This window comes from Acinetobacter sp. WCHA45, from assembly GCF_002165255.2.
Classification (GTDB): domain Bacteria; phylum Pseudomonadota; class Gammaproteobacteria; order Pseudomonadales; family Moraxellaceae; genus Acinetobacter.
Map to the genome: position 1 here is coordinate 2,846,026 of NZ_CP028561.1, position 23,835 is coordinate 2,869,860.

Annotated in this window: 23 protein-coding genes and 1 pseudogene; 13 read left to right on the top strand and 11 right to left on the bottom strand. The window is 40.5% G+C overall.

All coding sequences use genetic code 11. The features are described 5' to 3' along the window. Nucleotides 1-151 precede the first annotated feature (151 nt). Together grpE and dnaK are read left to right on the top strand one after the other, a co-directional pair. A complete protein-coding gene (gene grpE, locus CDG55_RS15025) occupies nucleotides 152-697 on the top strand; it encodes a nucleotide exchange factor GrpE (protein WP_050041795.1) in 546 nt (181 codons plus the stop codon). Between the two features lie 149 nt (nucleotides 698-846). After that, nucleotides 847-2,790, top strand: coding sequence for a molecular chaperone DnaK (dnaK, locus tag CDG55_RS15030; RefSeq protein ID WP_004949942.1), 1,944 nt, complete (start codon nucleotides 847-849; stop codon nucleotides 2,788-2,790). A 46-nt stretch (nucleotides 2,791-2,836) separates the two neighbouring features. Here the strand turns inward: dnaK and CDG55_RS15035 are convergent, their stop codons facing one another. Continuing rightward, nucleotides 2,837-3,721 (bottom strand): MBL fold metallo-hydrolase, encoded by an 885-nt coding sequence (locus CDG55_RS15035; RefSeq protein WP_087537309.1) that lies wholly within the window; start codon nucleotides 3,719-3,721, stop codon nucleotides 2,837-2,839. A gap of 176 nt (nucleotides 3,722-3,897) precedes the next feature. Between CDG55_RS15035 and CDG55_RS15040 the strand changes: the two genes are divergently transcribed. The 3 genes and pseudogenes from CDG55_RS15040 to CDG55_RS15050 all read left to right on the top strand — a co-directional run bounded on the left by CDG55_RS15040 (nucleotide 3,898) and on the right by CDG55_RS15050 (nucleotide 5,686). After that, complete coding sequence (locus CDG55_RS15040) at nucleotides 3,898-4,806, top strand: matrixin family metalloprotease (RefSeq protein ID WP_087537310.1); 909 nt, start codon at nucleotides 3,898-3,900, stop codon at nucleotides 4,804-4,806. A 21-nt stretch (nucleotides 4,807-4,827) separates the two neighbouring features. Next, a pseudogene (locus CDG55_RS15045) lies at nucleotides 4,828-5,182 on the top strand (matrixin family metalloprotease); the annotation flags it as partial. Between the two features lie 120 nt (nucleotides 5,183-5,302). Continuing rightward, a complete protein-coding gene (locus tag CDG55_RS15050) occupies nucleotides 5,303-5,686 on the top strand; it encodes a hypothetical protein (RefSeq protein WP_087537344.1) in 384 nt (127 codons plus the stop codon). Nucleotides 5,687-5,734: 48 nt separating this feature from the next. Here CDG55_RS15050 and CDG55_RS15055 read toward each other — a convergent pair whose 3' ends face one another. From CDG55_RS15055 to CDG55_RS15070, 4 genes are all read right to left on the bottom strand, one after another. Further along, nucleotides 5,735-7,027, bottom strand: coding sequence for a lytic murein transglycosylase (locus CDG55_RS15055; protein ID WP_087537311.1), 1,293 nt, complete (start codon nucleotides 7,025-7,027; stop codon nucleotides 5,735-5,737). A 635-nt stretch (nucleotides 7,028-7,662) separates the two neighbouring features. Then, the gene (locus CDG55_RS15060) at nucleotides 7,663-8,784 is read right to left on the bottom strand and encodes a 5-(carboxyamino)imidazole ribonucleotide synthase (protein WP_087537312.1); all 1,122 of its coding nucleotides are present in this window, start codon (nucleotides 8,782-8,784) and stop codon (nucleotides 7,663-7,665) included. Nucleotides 8,785-8,795: 11 nt separating this feature from the next. Continuing rightward, the gene (gene purE, locus CDG55_RS15065) at nucleotides 8,796-9,308 is read right to left on the bottom strand and encodes a 5-(carboxyamino)imidazole ribonucleotide mutase (protein ID WP_004660511.1); all 513 of its coding nucleotides are present in this window, start codon (nucleotides 9,306-9,308) and stop codon (nucleotides 8,796-8,798) included. Between the two features lie 134 nt (nucleotides 9,309-9,442). Next, nucleotides 9,443-9,742 carry a DMT family protein gene (locus tag CDG55_RS15070; RefSeq protein WP_249571318.1) on the bottom strand — a complete coding sequence of 100 codons (300 nt, stop codon included), beginning with the start codon at nucleotides 9,740-9,742 and terminating at the stop codon, nucleotides 9,443-9,445. 266 nt (nucleotides 9,743-10,008) lie between these two features. On the opposite strand from CDG55_RS15070, the gene mpl reads away from it, so the two are divergent. Beyond that, the gene (gene mpl, locus CDG55_RS15075; protein WP_087537314.1) at nucleotides 10,009-11,370 is read left to right on the top strand and encodes a UDP-N-acetylmuramate:L-alanyl-gamma-D-glutamyl-meso-diaminopimelate ligase; all 1,362 of its coding nucleotides are present in this window, start codon (nucleotides 10,009-10,011) and stop codon (nucleotides 11,368-11,370) included. 475 nt (nucleotides 11,371-11,845) lie between these two features. On the opposite strand, the gene CDG55_RS15085 is transcribed toward mpl, so the two are convergent. The 4 genes from CDG55_RS15085 to CDG55_RS15100 are packed head-to-tail and all read right to left on the bottom strand — an operon-like array spanning nucleotide 11,846 to nucleotide 15,667. Further along, complete coding sequence (locus tag CDG55_RS15085) at nucleotides 11,846-12,589, bottom strand: SDR family oxidoreductase (protein WP_087537316.1); 744 nt, start codon at nucleotides 12,587-12,589, stop codon at nucleotides 11,846-11,848. A gap of 16 nt (nucleotides 12,590-12,605) precedes the next feature. After that, nucleotides 12,606-13,304, bottom strand: coding sequence for a histidine phosphatase family protein (locus CDG55_RS15090; RefSeq protein ID WP_087537317.1), 699 nt, complete (start codon nucleotides 13,302-13,304; stop codon nucleotides 12,606-12,608). After that, nucleotides 13,301-14,422: a phosphotransferase family protein gene (locus tag CDG55_RS15095; protein ID WP_087537318.1), complete on the bottom strand. Its 1,122-nt coding sequence runs from the start codon at nucleotides 14,420-14,422 to the stop codon at nucleotides 13,301-13,303. Before CDG55_RS15095 ends, CDG55_RS15090 begins: the two co-directional genes overlap by 4 nt. A gap of 15 nt (nucleotides 14,423-14,437) precedes the next feature. Next, nucleotides 14,438-15,667, bottom strand: coding sequence for an acyl-CoA dehydrogenase family protein (locus tag CDG55_RS15100; RefSeq protein ID WP_162620845.1), 1,230 nt, complete (start codon nucleotides 15,665-15,667; stop codon nucleotides 14,438-14,440). A 106-nt stretch (nucleotides 15,668-15,773) separates the two neighbouring features. Here CDG55_RS15100 and CDG55_RS15105 point away from each other — a divergent pair, with 106 nt between their 5' ends. From CDG55_RS15105 to CDG55_RS15120, 4 genes are all read left to right on the top strand, one after another. Then, complete coding sequence (locus CDG55_RS15105; protein WP_087537320.1) at nucleotides 15,774-16,706, top strand: LysR family transcriptional regulator; 933 nt, start codon at nucleotides 15,774-15,776, stop codon at nucleotides 16,704-16,706. Nucleotides 16,707-16,994: 288 nt separating this feature from the next. Continuing rightward, nucleotides 16,995-17,951: a TerC family protein gene (locus CDG55_RS15110; protein WP_087537321.1), complete on the top strand. Its 957-nt coding sequence runs from the start codon at nucleotides 16,995-16,997 to the stop codon at nucleotides 17,949-17,951. 192 nt (nucleotides 17,952-18,143) lie between these two features. Further along, nucleotides 18,144-18,533 carry a hypothetical protein gene (locus CDG55_RS15115; RefSeq protein WP_087537322.1) on the top strand — a complete coding sequence of 130 codons (390 nt, stop codon included), beginning with the start codon at nucleotides 18,144-18,146 and terminating at the stop codon, nucleotides 18,531-18,533. A gap of 20 nt (nucleotides 18,534-18,553) precedes the next feature. Further along, on the top strand, nucleotides 18,554-19,714 hold the full coding sequence (locus CDG55_RS15120; RefSeq protein WP_087537323.1) for a glutathionylspermidine synthase family protein: 1,161 nt from the start codon (nucleotides 18,554-18,556) through the stop codon (nucleotides 19,712-19,714). A 61-nt stretch (nucleotides 19,715-19,775) separates the two neighbouring features. On the opposite strand, the gene CDG55_RS15125 is transcribed toward CDG55_RS15120, so the two are convergent. Beyond that, entirely contained in the window at nucleotides 19,776-20,249 is a 474-nt protein-coding gene (locus CDG55_RS15125; RefSeq protein WP_087537324.1) for a hypothetical protein, read from the bottom strand. Nucleotides 20,250-20,435: 186 nt separating this feature from the next. Between CDG55_RS15125 and guaD the strand changes: the two genes are divergently transcribed. From guaD to CDG55_RS15140, 3 genes are all read left to right on the top strand, one after another. Continuing rightward, nucleotides 20,436-21,752, top strand: coding sequence for a guanine deaminase (gene guaD / locus CDG55_RS15130; RefSeq protein ID WP_087537325.1), 1,317 nt, complete (start codon nucleotides 20,436-20,438; stop codon nucleotides 21,750-21,752). Between the two features lie 224 nt (nucleotides 21,753-21,976). Further along, nucleotides 21,977-22,504, top strand: a complete 528-nt coding sequence (gene hpt, locus CDG55_RS15135) for a hypoxanthine phosphoribosyltransferase (protein ID WP_087537326.1) — start codon at nucleotides 21,977-21,979, stop codon at nucleotides 22,502-22,504. A 172-nt stretch (nucleotides 22,505-22,676) separates the two neighbouring features. Continuing rightward, nucleotides 22,677-22,928, top strand: a complete 252-nt coding sequence (locus CDG55_RS15140) for a GlsB/YeaQ/YmgE family stress response membrane protein (protein ID WP_004660536.1) — start codon at nucleotides 22,677-22,679, stop codon at nucleotides 22,926-22,928. Nucleotides 22,929-22,987: 59 nt separating this feature from the next. On the opposite strand, the gene CDG55_RS15145 is transcribed toward CDG55_RS15140, so the two are convergent. Continuing rightward, entirely contained in the window at nucleotides 22,988-23,686 is a 699-nt protein-coding gene (locus CDG55_RS15145; protein WP_087537327.1) for a DsbC family protein, read from the bottom strand. Nucleotides 23,687-23,835: the final 149 nt, after the last annotated feature.

The window sequence follows — 23,835 nt, forward strand, 5'->3', positions numbered from 1 at the left end:
AATCAACCTGAACGCTTGAATTTTGTCGCCTTGCCCATACTTCATCCCTATCTATGAATGACCAAGATGTGGCAGTTCGGGTTTAACCCTATGAGCATTCACGCCAAAAGGACTGTACATGTTTAAGAACTTTTTTCAACGGAGATCATCAATGGCTAATGAGCACAATGAGCAAGCTCAAGACATTCAAAATGAGCAACAGACTGAACAAACTCAAGCTGAAGGTGTAGAGCAGGCAAACGAGCTTAGCGTTGAAGATTTACAAGCGCAAATCACCAAACTCGAAGAAAGCTTGAAATTAGAAAAAGCACGCACTGCAAATGCTGTTTACGAAGCGCAGAAGAGTGTCGAGCGTATTCAACGCGAATCTGAAAAGCACAAAGAGACTGTGTTGGAAAAATTTGCTAAAGAATTACTGGATTCTGTCGATAATCTTGAACGTGCAATTCAAGCCGCGGGTGAAGAACAGACACCTGTGCTTGAAGGTATCAAGCTGACCCTGAAATCATTACTGACCACACTGGAAAAATTTGGCGTGCATGAAGCGGATACCCAAAATGGCTTCAATGCAGATCTACACCAAGCGGTTGGGATCGATCCAAATGCCAAAGCCAACCAAATTGGCACTGTTTTACAGAAGGGTTATACCTTAAATGGTCGCCTACTTCGCCCAGCGATGGTGATGGTGGGTCAATAATGCGCGTGAGCAAGCGTTTTTGCTCAAAAGTGCAGAATTTTGAGAGATTTTTGATTTTTTTTTCATAAAAATGCTTGAAAAAAACTGATTGACTCTCATATCGAATAACAAGCAAAACATTGCAACAAAATTTTAGAGGAACATTCCAAATGGCAAAAATTATTGGTATTGACTTAGGTACTACCAACTCATGTGTTGCTGTACTTGAAGGCGATAAAGTAAAAGTAATCGAAAATGCTGAAGGCGCACGTACAACTCCATCAATCATCGCTTATAAAGATGGCGAGATCTTAGTGGGTCAAAGCGCTAAACGTCAGGCTGTAACAAACCCGAAAAATACATTATTCGCAATCAAGCGTTTAATCGGTCGTCGCTACGAAGATCAAGCGGTACAAAAAGACATCGGTCTTGTACCTTATAAAATCATCAAAGCAGACAATGGCGATGCTTGGGTTGAAGTAAACGATAAAAAATTAGCACCTCAACAGATCTCTGCTGAAATCTTGAAAAAGATGAAGAAAACTGCAGAAGACTATTTAGGTGAAACCGTTACTGAAGCGGTAATTACCGTTCCTGCTTACTTTAACGATGCGCAACGTCAAGCAACTAAAGATGCGGGTAAAATCGCTGGTTTAGACGTTAAACGTATCATTAACGAACCAACTGCTGCGGCACTTGCGTTCGGTATGGACAAAAAAGAAGGCGACCGTAAGGTTGCAGTTTACGACTTAGGTGGTGGTACATTCGACGTATCAATCATTGAAATCGCAGACCTTGATGGTGACCAACAAATCGAAGTGTTATCAACAAATGGTGATACTTTCCTTGGTGGTGAAGACTTTGACAACGCGTTAATTGAATTCTTGGTTGAAGAGTTCAAGAAAGAACAAAGTGTGAACTTGAAAAATGATCCACTTGCGTTACAACGTTTGAAAGAAGCTGCTGAAAAAGCAAAAATCGAGCTTTCTTCATCAAATGCAACTGAAATCAACCTTCCATATATCACCGCTGATGCGACTGGTCCTAAACACTTAGTGATCAACGTAACGCGTGCAAAACTTGAAGGTTTAGTTGCTGATTTAGTTGCTCGTACAATCGAGCCTTGCAAAATCGCACTTAAAGATGCTGGTCTTTCGACTTCAGACATCTCTGACGTAATTTTAGTTGGTGGTCAGTCTCGTATGCCACTTGTACAACAAAAAGTACAAGAATTCTTTGGTAAAGAGCCACGTAAAGACGTGAACCCTGATGAAGCGGTTGCAATCGGTGCTGCGATTCAAGGTGCGGTATTGTCTGGTGACAAAACTGACGTTCTTTTATTAGACGTAACACCATTAACTTTAGGTATCGAAACAATGGGCGGCGTATTGACTCCGATCATTGAGAAGAACACCACGATTCCTGCGAAGAAATCACAAGTGTTCTCTACAGCTGCTGACAACCAACCTGCTGTAGACATTTCGGTTTACCAAGGTGAACGTAAAATGGCTCAACAAAACAAATTGTTGGGTAACTTCCAATTAGGCGATATCCCACCTGCTCCACGTGGCGTACCGCAAATTGAAGTATCGTTCGACATCAACGCTGACGGTATCTTAAAAGTATCAGCTAAAGATAAGAGCACGGGTAAAGAGCAATCAATCCAGATTAAAGCGAACTCAGGTTTGTCTGATGCTGAAATCGAAGCAATGATTAAAGATGCTGAAGCGAATGCTGAAGAAGACCGTAAATTTGAAGAGTTAGCGAAAGCTCGTAACGAAGCAGATGCTTTAGTATCTAGCTCAAACAAAGCAGTTAAAGATCTAGGTGACAAAGTGACTGAAGATGAAAAAACTGCAATCGCTACTGCGGTTTCTGAGCTTGAAGCAGCAACCAAAGAAAATGATGTTGAAGACATCAAAGCGAAAACTGAAGCTTTACAAAACATCTTGATGCCAATCACTCAACGTGCTTATGAACAAGCACAAGGTGCTGGCGGCGCAGAAGGTTTTGATCCAAATGCATTCCAAGGTGGTGATGCGGGTCAACAACAAAAAGCGGACGATGGCGTTGTAGATGCTGAGTTCACAGAAGTGAAAGATGACAAAAAATAATTTGTCTCTTTAAAAAAGACCGCGCGAAAGCGCGGTTTTTTTTATTTTAAGATTCATTATTTTGATCGAAATATAGTTCACCCGAAATCGGCATAAATAATGGTTCGACTCCAGAAGCTTTTATTTCTTCTAAAAATTCAGGAATATTCACACCAGGTAATAATTTTGGTGGTTGATCAATAGGCGTGAGCATCGTATCCCAATGACATGGAATAATGTATTTCGGTTTCAGTAATCGCACCACATCTTTGACATAGTTCGGACGATATTTCCATCCAATCGCACACAGGCACACGATATCTGCCGGTCTCCCCTGCAACTCTTGTTCAATAAAATCGGCGGAATCAATATGCACCACGCTGAGTTTGCCCGTATGAATCCACCAGTTGAACACCTGACCATGCCGCAGATGATGAAATCTGGGAGGATAAGGAGGTGGAGTGGTCATATCCCCTGGTAATGGCACACGGCCAAACAGTGCCTTACCATGTATGGATGGTAAACCCACCACTTGCCATTGACCACAATCTATGATTTCTCTTCCCTTTGTTTCAAGCATTTGCGATTCAGACAAGCCTGCTGAACGTCCATACATTAAAGTCGCTTTGGATCCAATTAAACGTGCTCCTGTTTGCTTACAAACCTCAGGTGCATCTAAAATATGATCGTAATGAGCATGCCCAATCAATACATCATCTGCATTTGGTATATGTTGTCTGACTAATTCAGAATCACTCAATAAAGGCTGAGTAAACGTTTGGGTTAAGTTTGGACGACTGATAAAAGGATCAAGCACCACCGTACGATGCTGATCAGAAAGAATGAATCCCGCCGTCCCCAAATATTTGATTTTTAAATTTTCAACTGTTGCCTGAGCTGGTGATGCAGCTCTCCATGTCGCTTCGGGGGCTTTGAGTAAGTATTTCAGCATATTGTGCCTTAATGTTTATTTTATTTATTCCTTCAGAATATGCATTAAAGCAGAATGTGATACATGTTGATATATTTTCCAGATATCTCTTATTCTTGTTATAGTTCAATTTATTTAGATCAAAAGTCTCTCTTAAACTGATTCATCTCATTTTCAGAAGAATAGAAAATACAATCATGCGCTTTTTAATTTTTTCAGGGTTAATTATTTTCTTATTAGGGTTAAGTTATCAAACTCAGAAACATCCTCAACTAAAATTCAATTCATTAGCTGACCGTATCACTCATCCAATAGATACTCGCCTGCGTTATCGAATCGCTGAGGTAGATCCTCGTTTTAAACTCAGTATTGAACAAGTACAAGAAATTAGCCAACAAGCAACTCAAATTTGGAAAGATGGTACAGGTCAAGATTATTTTGTTTATGACCCCAATGCCCAACTTGCGATTCACCTCATTTACGATGAACGCCAACAAGAAAGTGAACAACGCCGAGAACATATAACTCAACTCGAAGCGAATCAACAGGTATGGAAAGATAAAAAACAGCAATTAGAGCAAATTGAACAAGAAATTATGCGGAGTAAGCAATTTTTAGATTTCAAACAACAACAGCTCAATCAACAAATTCAGCAATATAATCAAGAGCAGCTTTCTGCTCAACACAACCAATCTTCATCTGGGAATTCGACATATTTTCAGCAGAAACAACAAGAGCTACAAAGTAATATTGAGTTAGTGCAACAAGAAGTTAATCAATACAATCAAAGAATTACTCAATTAAATCAAAAAATAGATGAACTTAACTCACTGGATCAACAACTAGATGCTTCAGTCAAACAATACAAACAACGCTTTCAACCACATTTATTTCATAAAGGCTTATTTAATGGAAAACAAATTTTAATCTATGAGTTTGAATCAGATAACGATTTACGATTAACACTAGCACATGAATTAGGACACGCCCTTGGTTTACAACATGCAAACAGCCCTCAAGCTTTAATGTACCCTATTATGAAAGATCAAGAGATGGGCCATTTCCGTCTCACTCAGGCTGACCGTGATTTATTATTAACAAGATAGCCTTTTATGGCTGAATTCGCCCTACAACAAGAGATTCAAGTTTATAATCAAAAAACTCAGCAACTTAATCGAGATATTCAAAAACTCAATCAAAATAATAAGCAACTTGTAGCATCAGCTCATCAATTTAATCAAACATTTCAGCCACGTTTGTTTCACAAAGGGCATTTCAATGGTAAACAGATTTTTATTTATGAATTTTCATCACTGGATGATTTACGCCTCACTCTGGCACATGAGTTTGGACATGCATGCACTGGGTTTAAAGCATACCAAAGATCCAAAATCAATGATGTATCCAAGAATCAAGGAACAAGATGCGAAGAACTTTCAACTCGCAGATGTCGATCTGGAACTACTCGGCTTTTCTCGTTAAGTCTCTGTTATAAGGATATGAAAAATCTATAAGCTGATGTTTTTAAAAAGATCGTAACAATGAGTCGATTCTTTTGATTTATTCATGTTATTGTGGTGTCAAAACATCATCTTAGTATTAATGGAGATCAGCATGAGTTATTATCATATCCTTATTGAAGTGAATGACCACATCAGTACGATTGAACAGACTCGTGATATTGAAATCTTAGATATTCAGGATCTTAGTCCGTATCTTCATTCTATTTTGATCCCCTATTTCAATGAACATGAATTAGAGTTTGAAGATGAGAATCTTGCTTATAATGAAGTTCTACATCTCGAAATTAAACAAACGCTCTTGCCAATTGAACACCTGATTGAAGAAGAACAAAAACAACTACCTAGCGATACAGATGTGACCATTACTGCTTACGAGATTTTTAATGATCGTGATTTAAGCCAAGATGTCACTGCGGTAATTTTTGATATTTTAGAAGCCATAAAATTAGATGCTGCACCCTAAATAAAATAAGGTCTGTGTTTAAGCAGACCTTATTTTATTTAAATATATTTATTGCATCATTTGTTTTGCTTGCTCTTGCCTAAATGCACGTAAAATTTGTTGACCAGCACGACCTGTAGGATTCAGGCCTAAGCGCGTTTGCTCTTGGCGAATGGCTTGACGACTTTTGTCTCCAATCAATCCATCCACCACACCAGTATCATAACCTCGCTTGACCAAAAACTGCTGAATTTCGCGACGCTCTGCTCGAGAAGTCCCTGCATCATCCGTTGGCCAAGACGTTAAAAATGCTGTACCACCTCGTAAACGATCAGATAAATGAGCGATCGCTAAACCATAACTTTCAGCAGCGTTATAGCTATAAATTGCATCAAAGTTTTTAAATACCAAAAATGCTGGGCCATTGGCACCTGCGGGTGTAATCAGTCCTGCTGGCGTACTGCCTGACAAATTGCCCTGAATCAAGGCTGTACCATCCGCACGAGTCACACCCTGTGCAACCCAGCTATTCAGCGACCTTTTATTACGGCGGCTTTCACCTGCAACTGACATACCTTGTGGAATTGTCACTTCAAATCCCCATGGCATACCTGTTTGCCACCCTGCCCGTTTTAGGAAATTGGCCGTCGAAGCCAAAGCATCTGTGGTACTTGAAACCAGATCACGGCGGCCATCACCATCAAAATCCACCGCCAGACGCTCGTAGGTCGATGGCATAAACTGGGTATGACCAAAAGCCCCTGCCCATGAGCCATAGAGTTGATCTTGTGTTAAATCACCACGCTGTAAAACACGCATCGTCGCAAAAAATTCACTACGGAAATAACTTTGGCGGCGACCCTCGCAACTGAGCGTTCCCAAAGCCTGCAATAATGGATATTTACCTGAAATATCGCCGTAGTTACTTTCCACACCCCACACCGCCACTACAGTTTCTGCGGGTACACCATAAGCCTGTTCAACTCGATTTAAAACAGCACGATGTTGAGCAAGTTTTTGTTTGCCCTCTTGGACACGCTCATCATCAACCAAACCTGATAAATAGTCCCAAATTGGAGTCGAAAATTCAGGCTGGTAATTTAATTTATCAATGACTGAATAATCAGGCGTTAGGTTTTGCGTATAACGATCATAAGTCGCACCAGATACCCCAGATGCGATGGCCTGAGAACGCAAGTTCGCAATACACGACTGGAAATTTGTATTTGGTGAATAGGTACTGTTGGATGGTGCTGTCGTTGTCGCTGACACCGTTGCACCATTAATAATGAGTTCTGCATGCGCTTGATTAAATAAAGCAAATAAGGCAGTGCCCATAAATAAAGAAAAATGATGTTTCATGTCTTAACCAAAGTTTTTAAATTTAAATTTCCTATTCACCTTAACATGCTGTTTGAATATGTACCGTTTGGAAACGTAACTTTGAATTCATTTATTGTCTTTTAAATTTAAAACCTAATTTTTAAATTCATAACTCCACCATCGTTTTAAATTTAAAAGTTACCAACACCCTTCATTTAAATTCAAAACAAGCATCAATCACTATCTGTATGTTTGAATTTAAAAATAACTTCATATCAACCATGTTTTTGAATTCAAAAATAGATGCTTCATTTAAATTTATTCCAATTTACTAAAATAGCTTTAATCTACACATTATTTCTTATATTTCATAAAATTAAGATCAAAAATAGATACCCACAATCTAAAAAATTAAATTCAAAACACAGCAATATCTTTAGTTTTAAATTTAAAAACTGCATATTTTTGAATTTAAACCACAACACTCAATAACCCACCATAGTTTAAATTCAAATTTTTCACACTATTTTAAATTCAAAAGCTCAGCTTAAAGTTATCCACAGCACTCCAAAAATGGTATCGCACATTTTTTGAATTTAAAACTTTAAATTCAAAAAATCATACGCAATAAAAAAGCGACCCGAAGATCGCTTTTTTAGCTACTGTGGATAAGTTTAGATGTTCATATCATCTGTCAGTGCTAATGGAACTGGTAAAATCTGAGCTAATTGGCGGCATAACACGGTCAATTCATCCCTATTGTTCGGCATCAAAGTAATATGACCAAGCTTACGACCAGCACGCTCAGACTTATTATAAAGATGTAAATGCGCACCTTTCAGTGCTAAAACATCTTCTGATTTCGGGTGTTGACCAATGATATTGATCATCACTGTTGGACGCACAACATCGGTTGCTCCTAGCGGCAAGCCTGCTACTGCACGGATATGATTTTCAAACTGCGAGCAAATCGCACCTTCAATCGACCAATGTCCTGAATTATGAACGCGACATGCCATTTCATTGGCATAAAGCCCTTGTTCAGTCACGAATAATTCAAGTGTAAGTACCCCCACATAATTAAGATGATTCAACAACCGAGTAATATAGTCTTGTGCAACTGGTTGTAAATCTGTGCTATTTGGTGCAGGAACGATTGAGTGTGATAATATGCCATTGTGATGGTGGTTTTCAGCAAGTGCCCAAGTTTTGACATCACCATCTTGACCACGCACCGCAATAATGGATACTTCACGGCTAAATTTCACAAAACTTTCTGCAATCAGGCTTTTGGCAGGCCCTAATTCAGCCCAAGCTGTATCAATTTGATCTTCAGAACGTAATACGAACTGACCTTTACCATCGTAGCCACCTGTTACGGTTTTTAATACGATAGGTAATCCAAGTTCAGCCACGGCTTGTTTTAAGCTGTCCAAGCTATCCACAGCACGATATGGTGCAACTGGAATACCGAGTTCGTCAAACAAACTTTTTTCTGCCAAGCGATTTTGTGCTGTCGCCAAAGCAAGGCGAGGAGGGTGCAGTGTTTTGGTTTGGGTCAAAACATCTACATCAGCAACAGGCGTATTTTCAAATTCAAGACTGAATACATCGGCACTTGCGATGAAATCTTGTAGTGCTTCTGGATTTTTACTTGAAAATACAGGACCTAAAATAGCTGCTGGGCAGTCTGTTTCGGCTTCGAAAAAGCTACATTGAATATTGAGTGGTAAAGCTGCTTGCGCCATCATGCGCCCAAGCTGTCCACCACCAAAAATACCGATGGTTTTATTCATGATTGGCCCCGTTATACTTGACCAGGAATGTTATTGTTCGATACTTTTTCGGTTTGAGCTGTGCGGAAATCAGCCACATTTTTAGCAATATCTGGACGGGTTAAACCTAGAATTTGCGCTGCAAGAATTGCCGCATTGGTTGCACCTGCCTGACCAATCGCTAAAGTCCCCACAGCAATACCCGCTGGCATTTGTACAATCGAAAGCAATGAGTCAACGCCATTTAAAATTGAAGATTTAACAGGCACGCCAAGCACAGGCAAATCAGTTTTAGCAGCACACATCCCCGGTAAATGCGCTGCGCCACCCGCACCTGCAATAATCACCTGAATACCACGATCACGTGCTGTTTCAGCATATTCAAATAAACGATCTGGCGTACGGTGCGCAGAAACCACCTCAGCTTCAAAAGGAACACCCAATTGTTTGAGCATATTAGCGGTATGTTCAAGTGTTGCCCAATCTGATTGAGAACCCATGATAATTCCGACTAAAGGTTGGCTATCTGTTGCGACCGCATTCATTGGCTTTTCCAAAACATGATAAAAATAGGGAAATGTCTCGACTTACGCCAAGCACAAAGGAATAAATTGGCAAATATTATAGCGGTTTTTTCAGGCATCCCCAAATAAAGAACATTAGCGCAGTAGCCGAAAAATTAGCTCTGGTTACGGAACACAAAATAGACACAGCCCATTAAGCAAAACATCGCCCAGACATAATCCAACTTGAATGGTTGTTTAAACAGAAAAATCATAAAGGGCACAAACACAATCAGCGTAACAACTTCTTGGGTGATTTTCATTTCGCCCAAACTCCAACCCTGTTGATTTAATAGTTTAGTTGCAGGAATCATAAAACTATATTCCAATAGAGCAATCAACCAACTAAACAAAATCGCTTGCCAAAGCGGCGCATTGTGTAAAATTTTCAGATGCCCATACCAGGCCATCGTCATAAAACAGTTAGAAATGATCAACAAACATAATGCTAAAAGTGTAGGGCTCAATCGGATGTCCTTTTATAAAAAATAAGGGCTGAATCATTTGCATTTCAATACATCAGAATAACGTTAAAATCACTCAATTTTAAGTTAATAACAACAACGAATTTTGACTATCTTTTCCATGTCAGCCTTGCTATCTTTGCGATTGATTTTTATTGATAACGACAATCATACACACGAGATTAGTGATGTATGTAAAGCAGTGGAGAAGGCGCATTATGCATCTGCATATTTTGGGTATTTGTGGCACATTTATGGGGTCTTTGGCTCTGTTAGCACGAGATTTAGGACATAAAGTCACAGGTTCAGATGCCAATGTTTATCCACCGATGTCGACTCAACTGGAAAATGCAGGGATTGAATTGATGCAGGGGTATGAGCGTAGCCATTTACAACCGCATCCTGACCTTGTGATCGTCGGTAATGCCATGAAACGTGGCATTGATGCCATTGAATACATGCTGAATGAAGGCCTGCCTTATATTTCTGGCCCACAGTTTTTGGCAGATCATGTCTTGCAGGGCAAGCATGTACTTGGTGTGGCGGGGACACATGGCAAAACCACAACCACGACCATGCTGGCTTGGGTGCTTGATCAAGCAGGTTTAAACCCTGGCTTTTTGATTGGTGGCGTACCGCTTGGTTTTAGTGAAAGTGCACGTTTAGGTGGTGGCAAATATTTCTGTGTAGAAGCCGATGAGTATGATTCTGCCTTCTTCGATAAGCGTTCTAAGTTCGTTCACTATCACCCTAAAACAGCGATTTTAAACAACCTTGAATTTGACCATGCCGACATCTTTGATGACCTCGCTGCCATTCAAAAACAGTTTCACCATTTAGTGCGTACCATTCCAAGTGAAGGTCGTATTATTGCGCCGATTACTGAAACCAATATTGATGAAGTGCTAGAACAGGGCTGCTGGACGCCTGTGGTTCGTACCAGTCTTGAGCCAAATGACCAAGCTGCTTTATCTGCGGAGCTGATCAGTGCTGATGGCAGTCATTTTAACGTGCTTGAACACGGTCAAGTGATTGGTGAAGTGAAATGGAACATGACAGGGCAACACAGTGTTGCCAATGCTTTAGCCACCATTGCCGCAGCTCAGCATGTCGGTGTAACGATTGAACAAGCCTGTGAAGCCTTATCCAACTTCGGTGGCGTTAAACGCCGTATGGAGCTGTTAGGTACGGTGCGTGGTATCGAAGTCTATGATGACTTTGCCCATCATCCAACCGCAATTGAAACCACGCTGGACGGCGCACGTAAACGTCTAGGCGAACGTAAACTGTGGGCGATCATTGAGCCACGCTCTAACACCATGCGTATGGGCAGCCATAAAGATGGTTTGGCACATTCAGCACGTTTAGCCGATGAAGTGATCTGGTATCAACCAGAAGGCTTGGACTGGGATTTACAGCCTGTGATTGCCGCTTCATCAAACAAGGCCGAAGTCAGCCGCTCTTTAGATGAGATCATTGCTCGTGTGGTGAATGAAGCAGGTGAGGGTGATGCTGTGGTGATTATGTCGAATGGTGGTTTTGGTGGATTACACCAAAAGTTGATTACGGCTTTGTCTTAATTAACTTCAACATTTTCTCTAACTTATTGAAAAACTATTGTCTCAACGGGGTCTTGCAAGTTCTTATCTGATTTCTGGATCAGCCTGCGGCTCGCCCTACTTTTCTTTCGAGAAAAGTAGGCAAAACCATTGTCATCCACAAAACCTGATCACTTCTTGCATTTAATTAATGCTTCGCAGAAACAGCATTTTGCTGATATTACGCAGGTTGTGGATGACGTTTACGCGTATCATTTTTCTTGTCAAACTCAGATTAAATTAATTTCTTGCTGATATTTACTATTGTGACGGCGGCATGGATGCCGCCAGTTGAGCAGGGGTTACATGGATGTACCCTCTGCTCAACAAAAGATTTTTGTTACTTTTCATCTTTGAAAAGTAAGGAAACGCCTATACCCAAACAACTCGACTATTCAGCCTATATGAGGCTGTGCAGCCTTTTCCAAATGAAACATATCCAATCCATTTATTGTAATTAACTCAATTTATTTACCAGTTTTAAAGGCAAAATCTTCATTGCTATCCCCATTGGCAACCACGGCCACTGCGGAACATAAGCCTTTACTGATTCCTTCTCAATGGCTTTCACCAACGCCTTGCAACCTGTCTTTTCATCCACTTCAAACGGTAATTTCTTCGCACCTTCATTCAATTCAGTACGAATATAGCCAGGGAAAATCGTTGAGACTTTAATTGGCGTATTCAACAACTCGGCACGAATGCCTTCCGCTAAATGTGCCACTGCTGCTTTGCTCGCAGCATAGGTCGATAAATGCTTTGGTAAACCGCGCATTGCACTCATTGAGGAGATCACCACCAAATGACCTTTATTTTGCGCTCTAAAGATTTCAACCGCGGCTTCACATTGCGCCAATGCCGAAATAAAATTGGTTTCAGCCGTAGCGCGGTTTACATCAAAATGACCCTTACCGATACGGCGACCTTCACCCACACCTGCATTGACAATAATTCGGTCAATCGTTCCAAATTCTTGCTGAAAGGCTTTAAAAACCGTAAACACATCATCGTAATGGGTCACATCAAGGGTTTTAATCTTAACCTGAATCGAAAACTGGCTTTGTAGCTCCTGTTTGAGTGTTTCCAAACGTTCCAGCCGCCGTGCACACAACGCAAGATTATAGCCTTTGGCAGCAAATTCACGCGCCATACCTGCGCCCAAACCCGAGCTTGCCCCTGTAATTAAAATGGTCTTTGCCATGCCTGCCACCTATTTTTTAAATCCATGTTAAAAGTTCAGCATCACGTATTTTTAAATAATGATGCTCATTAAAGCTCAGTAATTGCAAACGTCCATCTGTCCAACGCAGTGTGGTAATACTGGCATTGGCAATCGACCAATTTAGCGCAAAGATCTGCTTTGCATTCAAACCTAATACTTTACCTACCGCCACAGAAATCACGCCACCAGAACTAAATACGACGGCTTGACGATGCTTGGTCATATCAATACTTTCGCAAAGCGATTGCAATGCTTGCTCAACACGTGATTGAAAGCCTAACCATGTTTCATGATATTCATGGTCATATTGCGCTCCAATCCAGCGGTCTATTGCACCATCAAAGATTTTGGCCAGATAAGCACGTGGATTGGCCATCAATTCAACATCCTGTTTCAGCAATTCAGGCTGATTAAAATGCGGTTCATATTGAGCAAAGACATGCTGATGATCAAACTCATTCCACGCCGATTCGGTTTGAATGGATGCATTATGGAAACTTTGCGATAAAGCGAGTTGTGCCGTCTGCTGATGACGTTGCATTGAACCTGCAACCACTAAAGGCGTTTGTTTTAGGGTTTGTTTAAAAAAATCACCCACAACCTGTGCCTGTTGTTCACCTTTAGCTGAAAGCTGATCGTAGCTCGCTGCACCAAACGACGCTTGCCCATGCCGCACCAAATAAATTGTGCTCATCGTTTTAAAATATCCTGTAGTTTTGCAGCATATTCAGGAATCAATGGACGTGCTTCAGTATTGTTTTGCGCAATCAGTTTTAAGGCCCGAATATGTAAGGCATGAATCAAAATCCAAAAATCCTTAAAGGCGGGATTATCAGTTTGCTGATGGTAATAACGATAATAAATCTGTTGCGCAATCACGGCTAAACGGAACAAACCAAACACTTCATAAAAGGCCCAATTCGTTGGTTGCAAACCTGTTTTTTCCAGATAGTAATCCACCACCTGTTGACGTGTCAGCATACCTTTTAAATTGGTCGGTTGACGGCGGCTTGATTTCATCAGCGCATCATCATCCTCTTGAATCCAGTAGGCAAGGGCGCTGCCCAAATCCATCAATGGATCACCGAGTGTTGCCATTTCCCAATCCAGCACACCAATCACTTTTGTAGGTTGTTGTGGATCTAAAATGACATTATCAAAACGCCAGTCATTATGAATCACGCAAGTTTTAGCATCGGCAGGGATATGTTCCAACAACCACTCACGCACAAAAGCAAAATCAGGTACATTTGGCGTGAGTGCTTTGCTATAACGTGCATCCCAACCTTCGACTTGACGGCGACAATAACCTTCACCTTTGCCCAGTTGTTCCAATTCTGTACCTTGATACGGTACTTGATGCAGCTCGATCAATTTATCTAGAACATTCAGGCACAATTGCTGTACCTGTTGCTCATCTAACTGTAATTCTTTGGGTAGGTTGGCACGTGGAATAATGCCTTCAATCCGTTTCATCACATAGAAATCACAGCCAATTACGCTCTCGTCCTGACACAGTGCCATCATTTCGGGCAGGACAGGGTAGAACTGCGCAAGATGCTTCTGCACATTGTATTCACGTTCCATATCATGTGCTGATTTGGCTTTGGTGCCTTTCGGTGGACGGCGTAAAATTAGATCTGCATTGTCATATTGCAGGCGATAAGTCCAATTCGATGCACCACCCGAATATTGGGTGACTTGTGCCTGTCCTTGTAGATTTATACCTTGGTCTTTTAACCACGTTTCCACTGCGGAAATATCCAGTTCTTCGCCATGCCGAACCTGACCACCCACATCAATCACTGCCATTTTCTTATATCCTTATCAACGACCATAGCCACGTTTTTTGAGTTCTAGTTTAGCAATCATGCCCTTATGTACTTCGTCTGGTCCATCAGCTAAACGTAAACTGCGTGCTTGATTAAAAAATGCAGTCAGTGGTGTATCACGTGACACACCTTCGCCGCCATGAATCTGAATCGCCATATCCACCACATTTTGCAATACGGTTGGTGCAACCACTTTGATTGCAGAAATTTCGGTGAGTGCCGCCATATTACCTAAAGTGTCCATCTTGTAAGCCGCATACAGCGTTAATAAACGGGCTTGGTCGATTTGCACACGGGCTTCTGCCACACGTTCTAAATTCCCACCCAACTTTAATAATTCTTTACCAAATGCTTTACGGGACATGCCACGATCAATCATCAACTCTAAGGCTTTTTCAGCTGCGCCAATACAACGCATACAATGATGGATTCGTCCAGGCCCTAAACGCCCTTGAGCGATTTCAAAACCTTGCCCAGCGCCGCCAATAAAGCTGCTGACGGGTACACGCACATTGTCAAAACTGACCTGTCCATGCCCATGCGGCGCATCGTAATCACCAAACACAGGCAACATTCTTTCAATCGTCACGCCTTGCGTTTCAATCGGTACTAAGACCATCGAATGTTGATGATGACGGTCTTTGCTCTCGTCAGGGGTATAAGCCATGAAGATAATCACTTTGGCATTAGGATCACCCAAGCCCGATGACCACCATTTACGCCCATTCAGGACGATTTCATCACCATCAATCACTGCCGTGGCTTGCATATTAGTGGCATCACTGGAAGCCACGGCGGGTTCAGTCATACAGAACACTGAACGGATTTCCCCTGCAAGCAAAGGTTGCAACCATTGCTGTTTTTGTGCCTCGCTACCATAGCGCCATAACACTTCCATATTGCCGCTATCAGGTGCATTACAGTTAAATACGGTGGGTGCAAGTAAGCTACGTCCAGTCAGTTCGGCAATATGCGCATATTCCTGAACCGATAAACCAGCACCCAATTCCGCATCGGGCAAAAACATATTCCATAAGCCAGCCGCTTTAGCCTTATCTTTCAATTGTTGTAATTGTTCAGGCCACTGCCACTTGGTCCAGTCACCATCCACATTGAGATGATGGACGTCATCCCAAAATACCTTTTCGATCGGTTCAATTTCTTGTTGGATAAAGGCTTTGGTTCGTGCAATAAAATCCTGTGCGCGCTCAGATAATGCAAACATCATCATTTCCCTCAAAGTAAAAATTTGGCGAAGCTTGATTCGCTGCTTTACATCACCATAAGCGAAAATTTATTATGAATGAAATGATTTTATTTTATTCAAAACTATGAATCAGATTCATAATACTAGCCCATTGGAAGTGGCTCACTTTCATCGTATTGATATTAATTTATATCCGCTGTTTATTGCGATTTTTGAACAAAAGAGCATTTCTAAAGCTGCCCAATTGTTGTGTATCAGCCAATCTGCTGTCAGTCATGCTTTACAACGTTTACGTGTACAACTTAAAGATGAGCTGTTTGTGCGTAGTGGGCAAAAAATGCTGCCTACGCCTTATGCTGAGCAGATTTATCAGCCGATTCAAATGGCTTTATTGAGTATTCAAAAAATCGCTATGCCTCAGCAAGATTTTAGGCCGAGCATGCTACAAAGTATAAAAATCGCGATTCATGATGAAATCGAACCCATTATTTTTCCTCAATTGGTCAATCACTTTGCCAAGCAAAATCTCAATATCCAGTTTTTTAGTTCTAAACTTGATCGTAAAAATATGTTGGCTGATTTGTCAGCACAACAAATCGATTTTGTGATTGACTTAGTACAACCGTATCAAGCTCATTTACAGTTTGAAAACCTGATTGAAGATTATTTTGTGGTCTGCACACAGCAAACTAAAATGAATTTATCTCTGTATTTATCATCACCGCATATTGGTGTGTCATCACGGCGTACGGGGTTATTATTAGAGGATATTTATCTCAATCGGCAACAATTGTCTCGGCAAATTTTTTTACGCTGTCAGCACTATTCGACAGCTTTACAGGTCTTAGCGCAGCACCCAAATGCAATACTGACTATCCCTCAAAGTATTCTAAAACATCTACACTATTCAAAAGATTTACAGATTCATGCACTTCCGATTGAATTACCCAAAATCAATATGGGTATGTATTGGCATGAGCACGTAAAACACAATCCTCGACATCAATTTTTACGCACAGAGATTTTGAAAATTTTTAATCCTGGCCTAATTTGCTGAAGATTTGCACATTTGCTAAAAATGTGTAATTCTATACACACATTTGGATGTCACCATCCATACAGAATTCGTTTGACAAGGGGAGTAGCCTCCTCCAAACCTAGGTAGTGTAGTTAAAATACTTAGGTGTCAGAGCTTCGTCATTACACTTTGCAAAAAGTCGGACTCTGAGCATCGCAATCGATTTGCGATGTAGGCAAGACCTTGATCATGTTGAAACAGATGTATTTATTCATCTGGCAACTGGTCAAGGTTTTTTTATGCCCAGTTGCTAGATAGGGAGTTGTGATGGAAACTATCGGTAATCTATGGCTGTATGTCGTATTCTTCGGCCTTGTCACAGTCATGCTTTTGGTCGATTTTTTAGGCTTTAAACAAAAACAAAACCAAGATGTTCCAATCAAGCAAGCCGCTTACTGGAGTATTGCTTGGGTCACTGTAGCAGTGCTATTTGGTGGGGGCTTGTGGCTCTATCTACAGCAAACAGTAGGACTCACCCTTGCGAATCAAAAAACCATGGAATACTTCGCAGGTTATCTACTGGAAAAATCATTAGCAATTGATAACGTCTTCGTTTGGCTGATGATCTTCGCAGCTTTTGCAATTCCACCTGCATTACAACGTAAAATCCTGCTGTACGGCGTACTCGGCGCAATTGTCTTAAGAACCATTTTTATCTTTATTGGGGCTTGGTTCGTACAAGAATTTTCTTGGGTACTTTATATTTTCGGTGCATTCCTTGTTTATACAGGTTTTAAATTCCTGAAAGGTCAAGACGAAGAAACCAATATTGAAGATATTAAATTACTGAAATGGTTACGCAAACACATGCGTATTACCCCTCAACTTGAAGGTAATAAATTTTTCGTCCGTCAAAATGGCGTGTTATGGGCAACACCTTTATTTTTAGTTTTAATCTTAGTTGAAGCATCTGATGTTATTTTCGCGGTTGACTCTATTCCTGCAATTTTCGCTGTAACCAGTGACCCGTTCATTGTATTAACAGCGAACTTAATGGCGATTTTGGGTTTACGTGCAATGTTCTTCCTGTTGGCTGGTGCCGCAACCAAACTGCATTACCTACCGTATGGTTTGGGCATTATCTTACTGTTCATCGGTGCGAAAATGTTATTGCTGGATGTGTTCCACATGCCAATCTGGATTTCATTGAGTTTTATCGTACTGGTACTCAGTATCACCGCTTATCTATCATTACGTCATAATAAAAAGCAGTTGCAATCTTAATCAGTTGAATTCAGGCATTTGATAAATTCAGGTGCCTGAACAGTTAAATCATAAAAATAGACTGTACATTAAAAAAACAGATCAATATCATATGGCGGCTTAAAGCTTTTATCTTTCCTAATCAGAAACATAATAAACAAGACTTGCTCACATATTTATGTCGATCAAGCAAATTAAAATGAGTGGGGTCTCATGCGTTCTAAAAAAATTAATCTTGTGGTGGTGCCATTGCTACTCACTGCATGTAGCCACAATGATGGACCTCTAGTACAAGATGTTTATAACAATCAATATGATTGTGCAACAGACTGGAATACTGAAACTTGTGAAGAAGAAAATAGCTCAGGAAGCGGAGGTTCTACTGCTGGCGTTCGTTATTATGGTGGCTTTGGTTCTGGGCGTTATTTAGGACCACAATATTATCAACATAATCGTGAAGTCTCTTTTAACGGCAACACCTTGAGACCACATACCAATCTCAGTGTGGGACAACCTTCAATTTCAACCACTGCAAAACGCTATTCTGTATCATCACCTATTCGTGGCGGTTTCGGTCGTGGCGGCTCATCATTTGGCGGCTAATTAAAAGACTGAAACTCAAGATGAAAAGAAAAATATTAGCACCCCGCACAGACTGGCAACTCGAACACCAAAAAATTGGTTTCGATTATTTTAATTTACCCTCACTGGATGGCTCAATTTACTGGTCAGAAGGAATTGCCTACGAATTTACATTGAAGCAAATTGAACAGCTTGAAGATGCAGCTAATGAACTGCATCAAATGTGTTTAGCTGTGACAAGTGATTTGATTCAACGCGGTAATTATCCTGATTATTTCCAGATTCCAGTTGCTGCAATTGCACAAATCGAACAGTCTTGGCGACAAAATGCGCCGATGCTTTATGGACGCTTTGACTTTGCCTATGATGGGCGCAATATCAAAATGCTGGAATACAATGCTGATACTCCCACAGGACTGTTAGAGGCATCAGTAGCACAATGGCTATGGATCGAACAAGTATCTGGGATTTCGAATCGAGATCAGTTTAACAGTATTCACGAAGACTTGATTAAGCGTTGGCGAACCATTCTACCGCGAGGAAGTCACGTGCATTTTGCAGCCTGTCAGGAGGCAGGGCGAGAGGATTGGGGCAATCTAGAATATTTAATGGATACCGCTTTTCAAGCGCATCTACAAGTTTCTGAACTTTCAATGGAAAATATTGGCTGGAATGGACAGAGTTTTGTTGATCTGAATAATCGACCCATTCAAAACCTATTCAAGTTATATCCTTGGGAATGGATTTGGGAAGAATCATTCTCTCAATATCTGAGTCCGCAATCGAATTGGATCGAACCATGTTGGAAAATGCTGCTCTCTAATAAAGCAATTTTAGTGGAGCTTTGGAAACGCTATCCAAATCACCCACTTTTAGTTGAGACCCATCATTTTGATCCCCAGCAAAAATTCTCTGGCAAATGGGTGAAAAAACCGATCTTAGCAAGGGAAGGGGCGAATATTCGAGTGTTGCAAGATGGTCAAGATCAAGGTGCTGCTTCTGGTAGTTTCTATTTTGATGACTATGATAAATATGGCTATGTGGTACAAAAATGGGTAGAGACTCCATTGTTTGCTGGTCAGTTACCCACGCTGGGTTTATGGATGGTGGGACATCAGTGTGCAGGCATGTCGATTCGTGAGGACTGCTACGACATTATTGGCAATGATGCCCATTTTGCCGCGCATTATTTTATAGAGTAAATCTAGATAACAATCATCAATCGGTCAGGATTTAATGACATACATCCTGACCGTATCAAGTTTAAATCGTATGTGCTGCCACACGTTTCATATAAGACACTAAGCGAGTGAAAAATAAAATTTGCAGAAAAATGGTAAAAGCCGAAACACACCATTCGTACCACATTTCAAATGCGGTTTGCGCTAAACCAAAATATTGATAAACTCCCAATAAAACCAGCCCAAAAACAATGCCAAACACAGTATTTTGCATCAAAATAGGAAAGGACAACGCCGTGACCCGATTTAAGAAATGGATACCTTGATCAGCACCATTGGCTTGATAAGTCCGTTGAATCCCAATCAGCATAATCAGTAGGGTCAATGCAGCTTCAATCCCAATCACTCGAATATCAGAATAAGGCGAATACATACCGTAATAGTACACCGCACTCACCACCAATGCCGCTGCGAGATAATAGTTTTTATAATGTTGTTTACTTAGAGTATCTTCAGCCAACTCATGCGCTAAAGCTTTGGTATTCCAATAATACATGTGTATTTTTCTCAAGAAGTATCATTATTGCTGACAATTTACGTATTTACACCGAAAAGTAAAGTGAATTGATCCAATCAATTACTCATACCTCGCTCGGCTTTCTATACTTAAATTAGACGAATAATCCAGTAAAACGAGCAAAATCGAGTACAATCAATCGAAAAAATAAATTGGTAGGTTGTTATGACTTTGGCTACTCCCATCACAGTTATTCGTGGTCGCTTCTTAGATATTCAAAAAACCGTTTCCCAAGCGAGTGAAATTGCCGATCAAGTCCGTTATCTCGAAGATGGTGTCATCATCACAGAACAAGGCAAAATTCGCTGGTTTGGCACGTGGAACGACGCTCAAGACCATCTACCTGCAAACGTTGATATTCAGCATTATCCAGAGCAACTGATCATCCCAGGCATGATCGATACGCACATTCACTTTCCACAAACGGAAATGGTCGGTGCTTACGGCGAACAACTTTTGAGCTGGTTAAACACTTATACTTTTCCAACTGAAATCCAGTTTAAAGACAAAGCTTATGCGAGCGAGATCGCCAAGTTTTTTGTGAATGAACTACTTAAAAATGGCACAACCACTGCACTAGTATTTTGTACGGTTCATCCTGAATCAGTAGATGCTTTATTTGAAGCCGCAGAACAGCATCAGATGCGTCTAATTGCAGGTAAAGTCATGATGGATCGTCATGCACCTGAAGCCCTGTGTGATAGCGCAGACAGCAGCTATGACGACTCTAAGGCACTGATTGAAAAGTGGCATGGTCAAGGTCGTGCGTTATATGCCATCACACCACGCTTTGCTCCAACCTCTACACCTGAACAACTTGAAAGAGCAGGGCAACTCAAAGCTGAACATCCTGATGTTTATGTACATACACATCTAAGCGAAAATAAAGATGAAATTGCATGGGTTAAAGATTTATTTCCTGAACAAAAAGGCTATCTGGATGTGTATCATCATTATGGTCTAACAGGAAACCGTTCTGTATTTGCTCACTGCGTTCATTTAGAAGATGCTGAATGGCAATGTATGCATGAGACCGACTCTGCAATTGCGTTCTGTCCAACCTCAAATTTATTTTTGGGTAGTGGTTTATTTCCGCTGAACAAAACATGGCAGCAGCAAGTTAAAGTTGGATTGGGAACTGACGTTGGGGCAGGAACCTCTTTCAGTTTATTACAAACTGTCAATGAGGCTTACAAAGTTCAACAGCTTCAGGGTGACAAATTATCAGCTTACGAATCGCTGTATCATGCGACCTTAGGTGGCGCAAAAGCGTTAGATTTAGATGACAAGCTAGGCAATTTCAACGTCGGTAAAGAAGCCGATTTTGTGGTGTTAAATATTAAACCAACCGCACTGCAACAATTACGTCAGTCACGTTCCAAATCACTTGAAGATAGTCTATTTGCATTATTTACCATGGGGGATGATCGAAATGTCGAGGCAACCTATATCTATGGACAAAAAGCCTATAGTCAAAACTAAAATTTTAAACAAACAAAAGTTTGGAGTTTTATTGTTGGCTATTGGATCTGCGGTGCTACTGAAACGTGACAGTACATCTGCTCAAAATGAAACATTTTCTTCATCATCAAAAGGTGCATGAAATCTGATTTTGTTTTAAAATTGCCACATTAGCTCAAGATTACGAGGTGTTGCAGGTCAACACCTTTTTTATTTTCCCTTTTTTAAGTTTTAGGAATCTACCGATGACCATTGCAATGCGCATTATGATTTCGAGCGAAGAGATTCAAGCCAAAGTCAAAGAACTTGGTGAAAAGATCAATGCACACTATGCTCAAAGTGATAAAGAGCTGGTATTGATTGGCTTACTGCGTGGCTCAGTCATTTTTATGGCAGATTTATGCCGTTCAATCGAAAAACCACACGAACTCGATTTTATGACTGTGTCTAGCTATGGTGGCGGGACGGTTTCAACCCGCGATGTCAAAATTTTAAAAGATCTTGATGGTGAGATTCACGGTAAAGATGTGCTTGTTGTTGAAGATATTATTGATTCAGGGAATACCTTGAGCAAAGTCGTTGAAATGCTCAAAACACGTAATCCAAACTCAATTGAACTTTGTACTTTGGTGAGCAAACCTTCACGCCGTGAGATTGATTTAGAAGTAAAATTCTTAGGTTTTGAAGTCGAAGATCGCTTTATTGTCGGTTACGGTTTAGATTTCGATCAAAAGTATCGTCACTTACCCTTTATCGGTGAAATCGGTCTTTGATCAATTATAAAGGCGCTTTAAAGCGCCTTTTTTATTCTAGCTTGTTAATCAAAGCACGATAAAGATTGCACAAAAATACGACATAACTCAGTAATCCACTACAGACAGAGTTAGGCTAAATCGAGCAGGATAGTAACAAACAAATACTATGGTAAAACAAGGAGAAAAGGTCATGTGGTCTCTCATTGTAGCGATTGTGGTCGGTTTTTTTGCAGGTTTAATTGCCCGTGCGTTGCATCCTGGTGAAGATAAAGCAGGATTTATTGTTACGACCTTATTAGGGATTGCAGGTTCATTATTAGCAACTTATGGCGGTCGCTTACTTGGATTATATGGTGAAAACTCAGCGGCTGGCTTTATTGCATCGGTCATTGGTGCCATTATTATTTTGTTCATCTACAACTTGGTCACCAAAAAAAGTTAGAACAAAATAAATTAAAAATGCCCAAATCATTTTATTACAATGCATTGGGCATTTTTAATTTATAAACCGAGTTCTTTCCAAATCATCCGAATGTCTTCAGCACTCCGCCCGCCAACCATTTTCAGACCATTCCCGAATATCAGCGTTGGCGTTCCTTCTATACCTAATTTTTTCCCTAATTCCAGATTGCGATCAATCGGATTAGTACAAGTTTTTTCTTTAGGCTGTACATTCTTCTGCAATAAGTTTTTCCACGCATAAGCTTGGTTAGGATCACACCAAATCGATTTTGAGACCGCAATCGATTGTGCTTTTAGTGGGTAGATAAACGTATAAATGGTGACATCATTGAGCTTATCCAGTTCAGCTTCTAATTTCTTACAATAGGGGCAATTCGGATCTGAAAAAATAGTAAGCTGCTGTTTACCATTGCCCTTTACCGTTTTTATTGCATCTTTTAAAGGTAATTGTTTCCAGTCAATTGAATTTTGCTTTAGAACCAAGTCCTTGGTCAGATTCTTTTGATCTTTTAAACGAACCATCGAACCAATAAACATATGTTGGGCATTTTCATCCAAATAAATAATCTGATTGTCTAAATTGGCACTATATAGTCCTGTCATTTCTGTTGCTTGAATATTGCTAACATGAATATTGGGATATTGCTGATTTAAATTATTTTTTAAGGTTTCTACATTTGCAAAAATCATCGCAGACGTGCAACTCAATAATGAAAATAAAGCGATTCTTTTCAACATGTCTCATACTCAACTCATAATTAGCGCTATTTTAATCAGGCTTATCCTCATAAATTGCACAGCTTACTCAGTCACAACCAAAAGCCAACCAATCATCGTCATGTTTCACGTGGAACATCTTTTTTTAAAAAGTGGTTTCAAATCAAAGA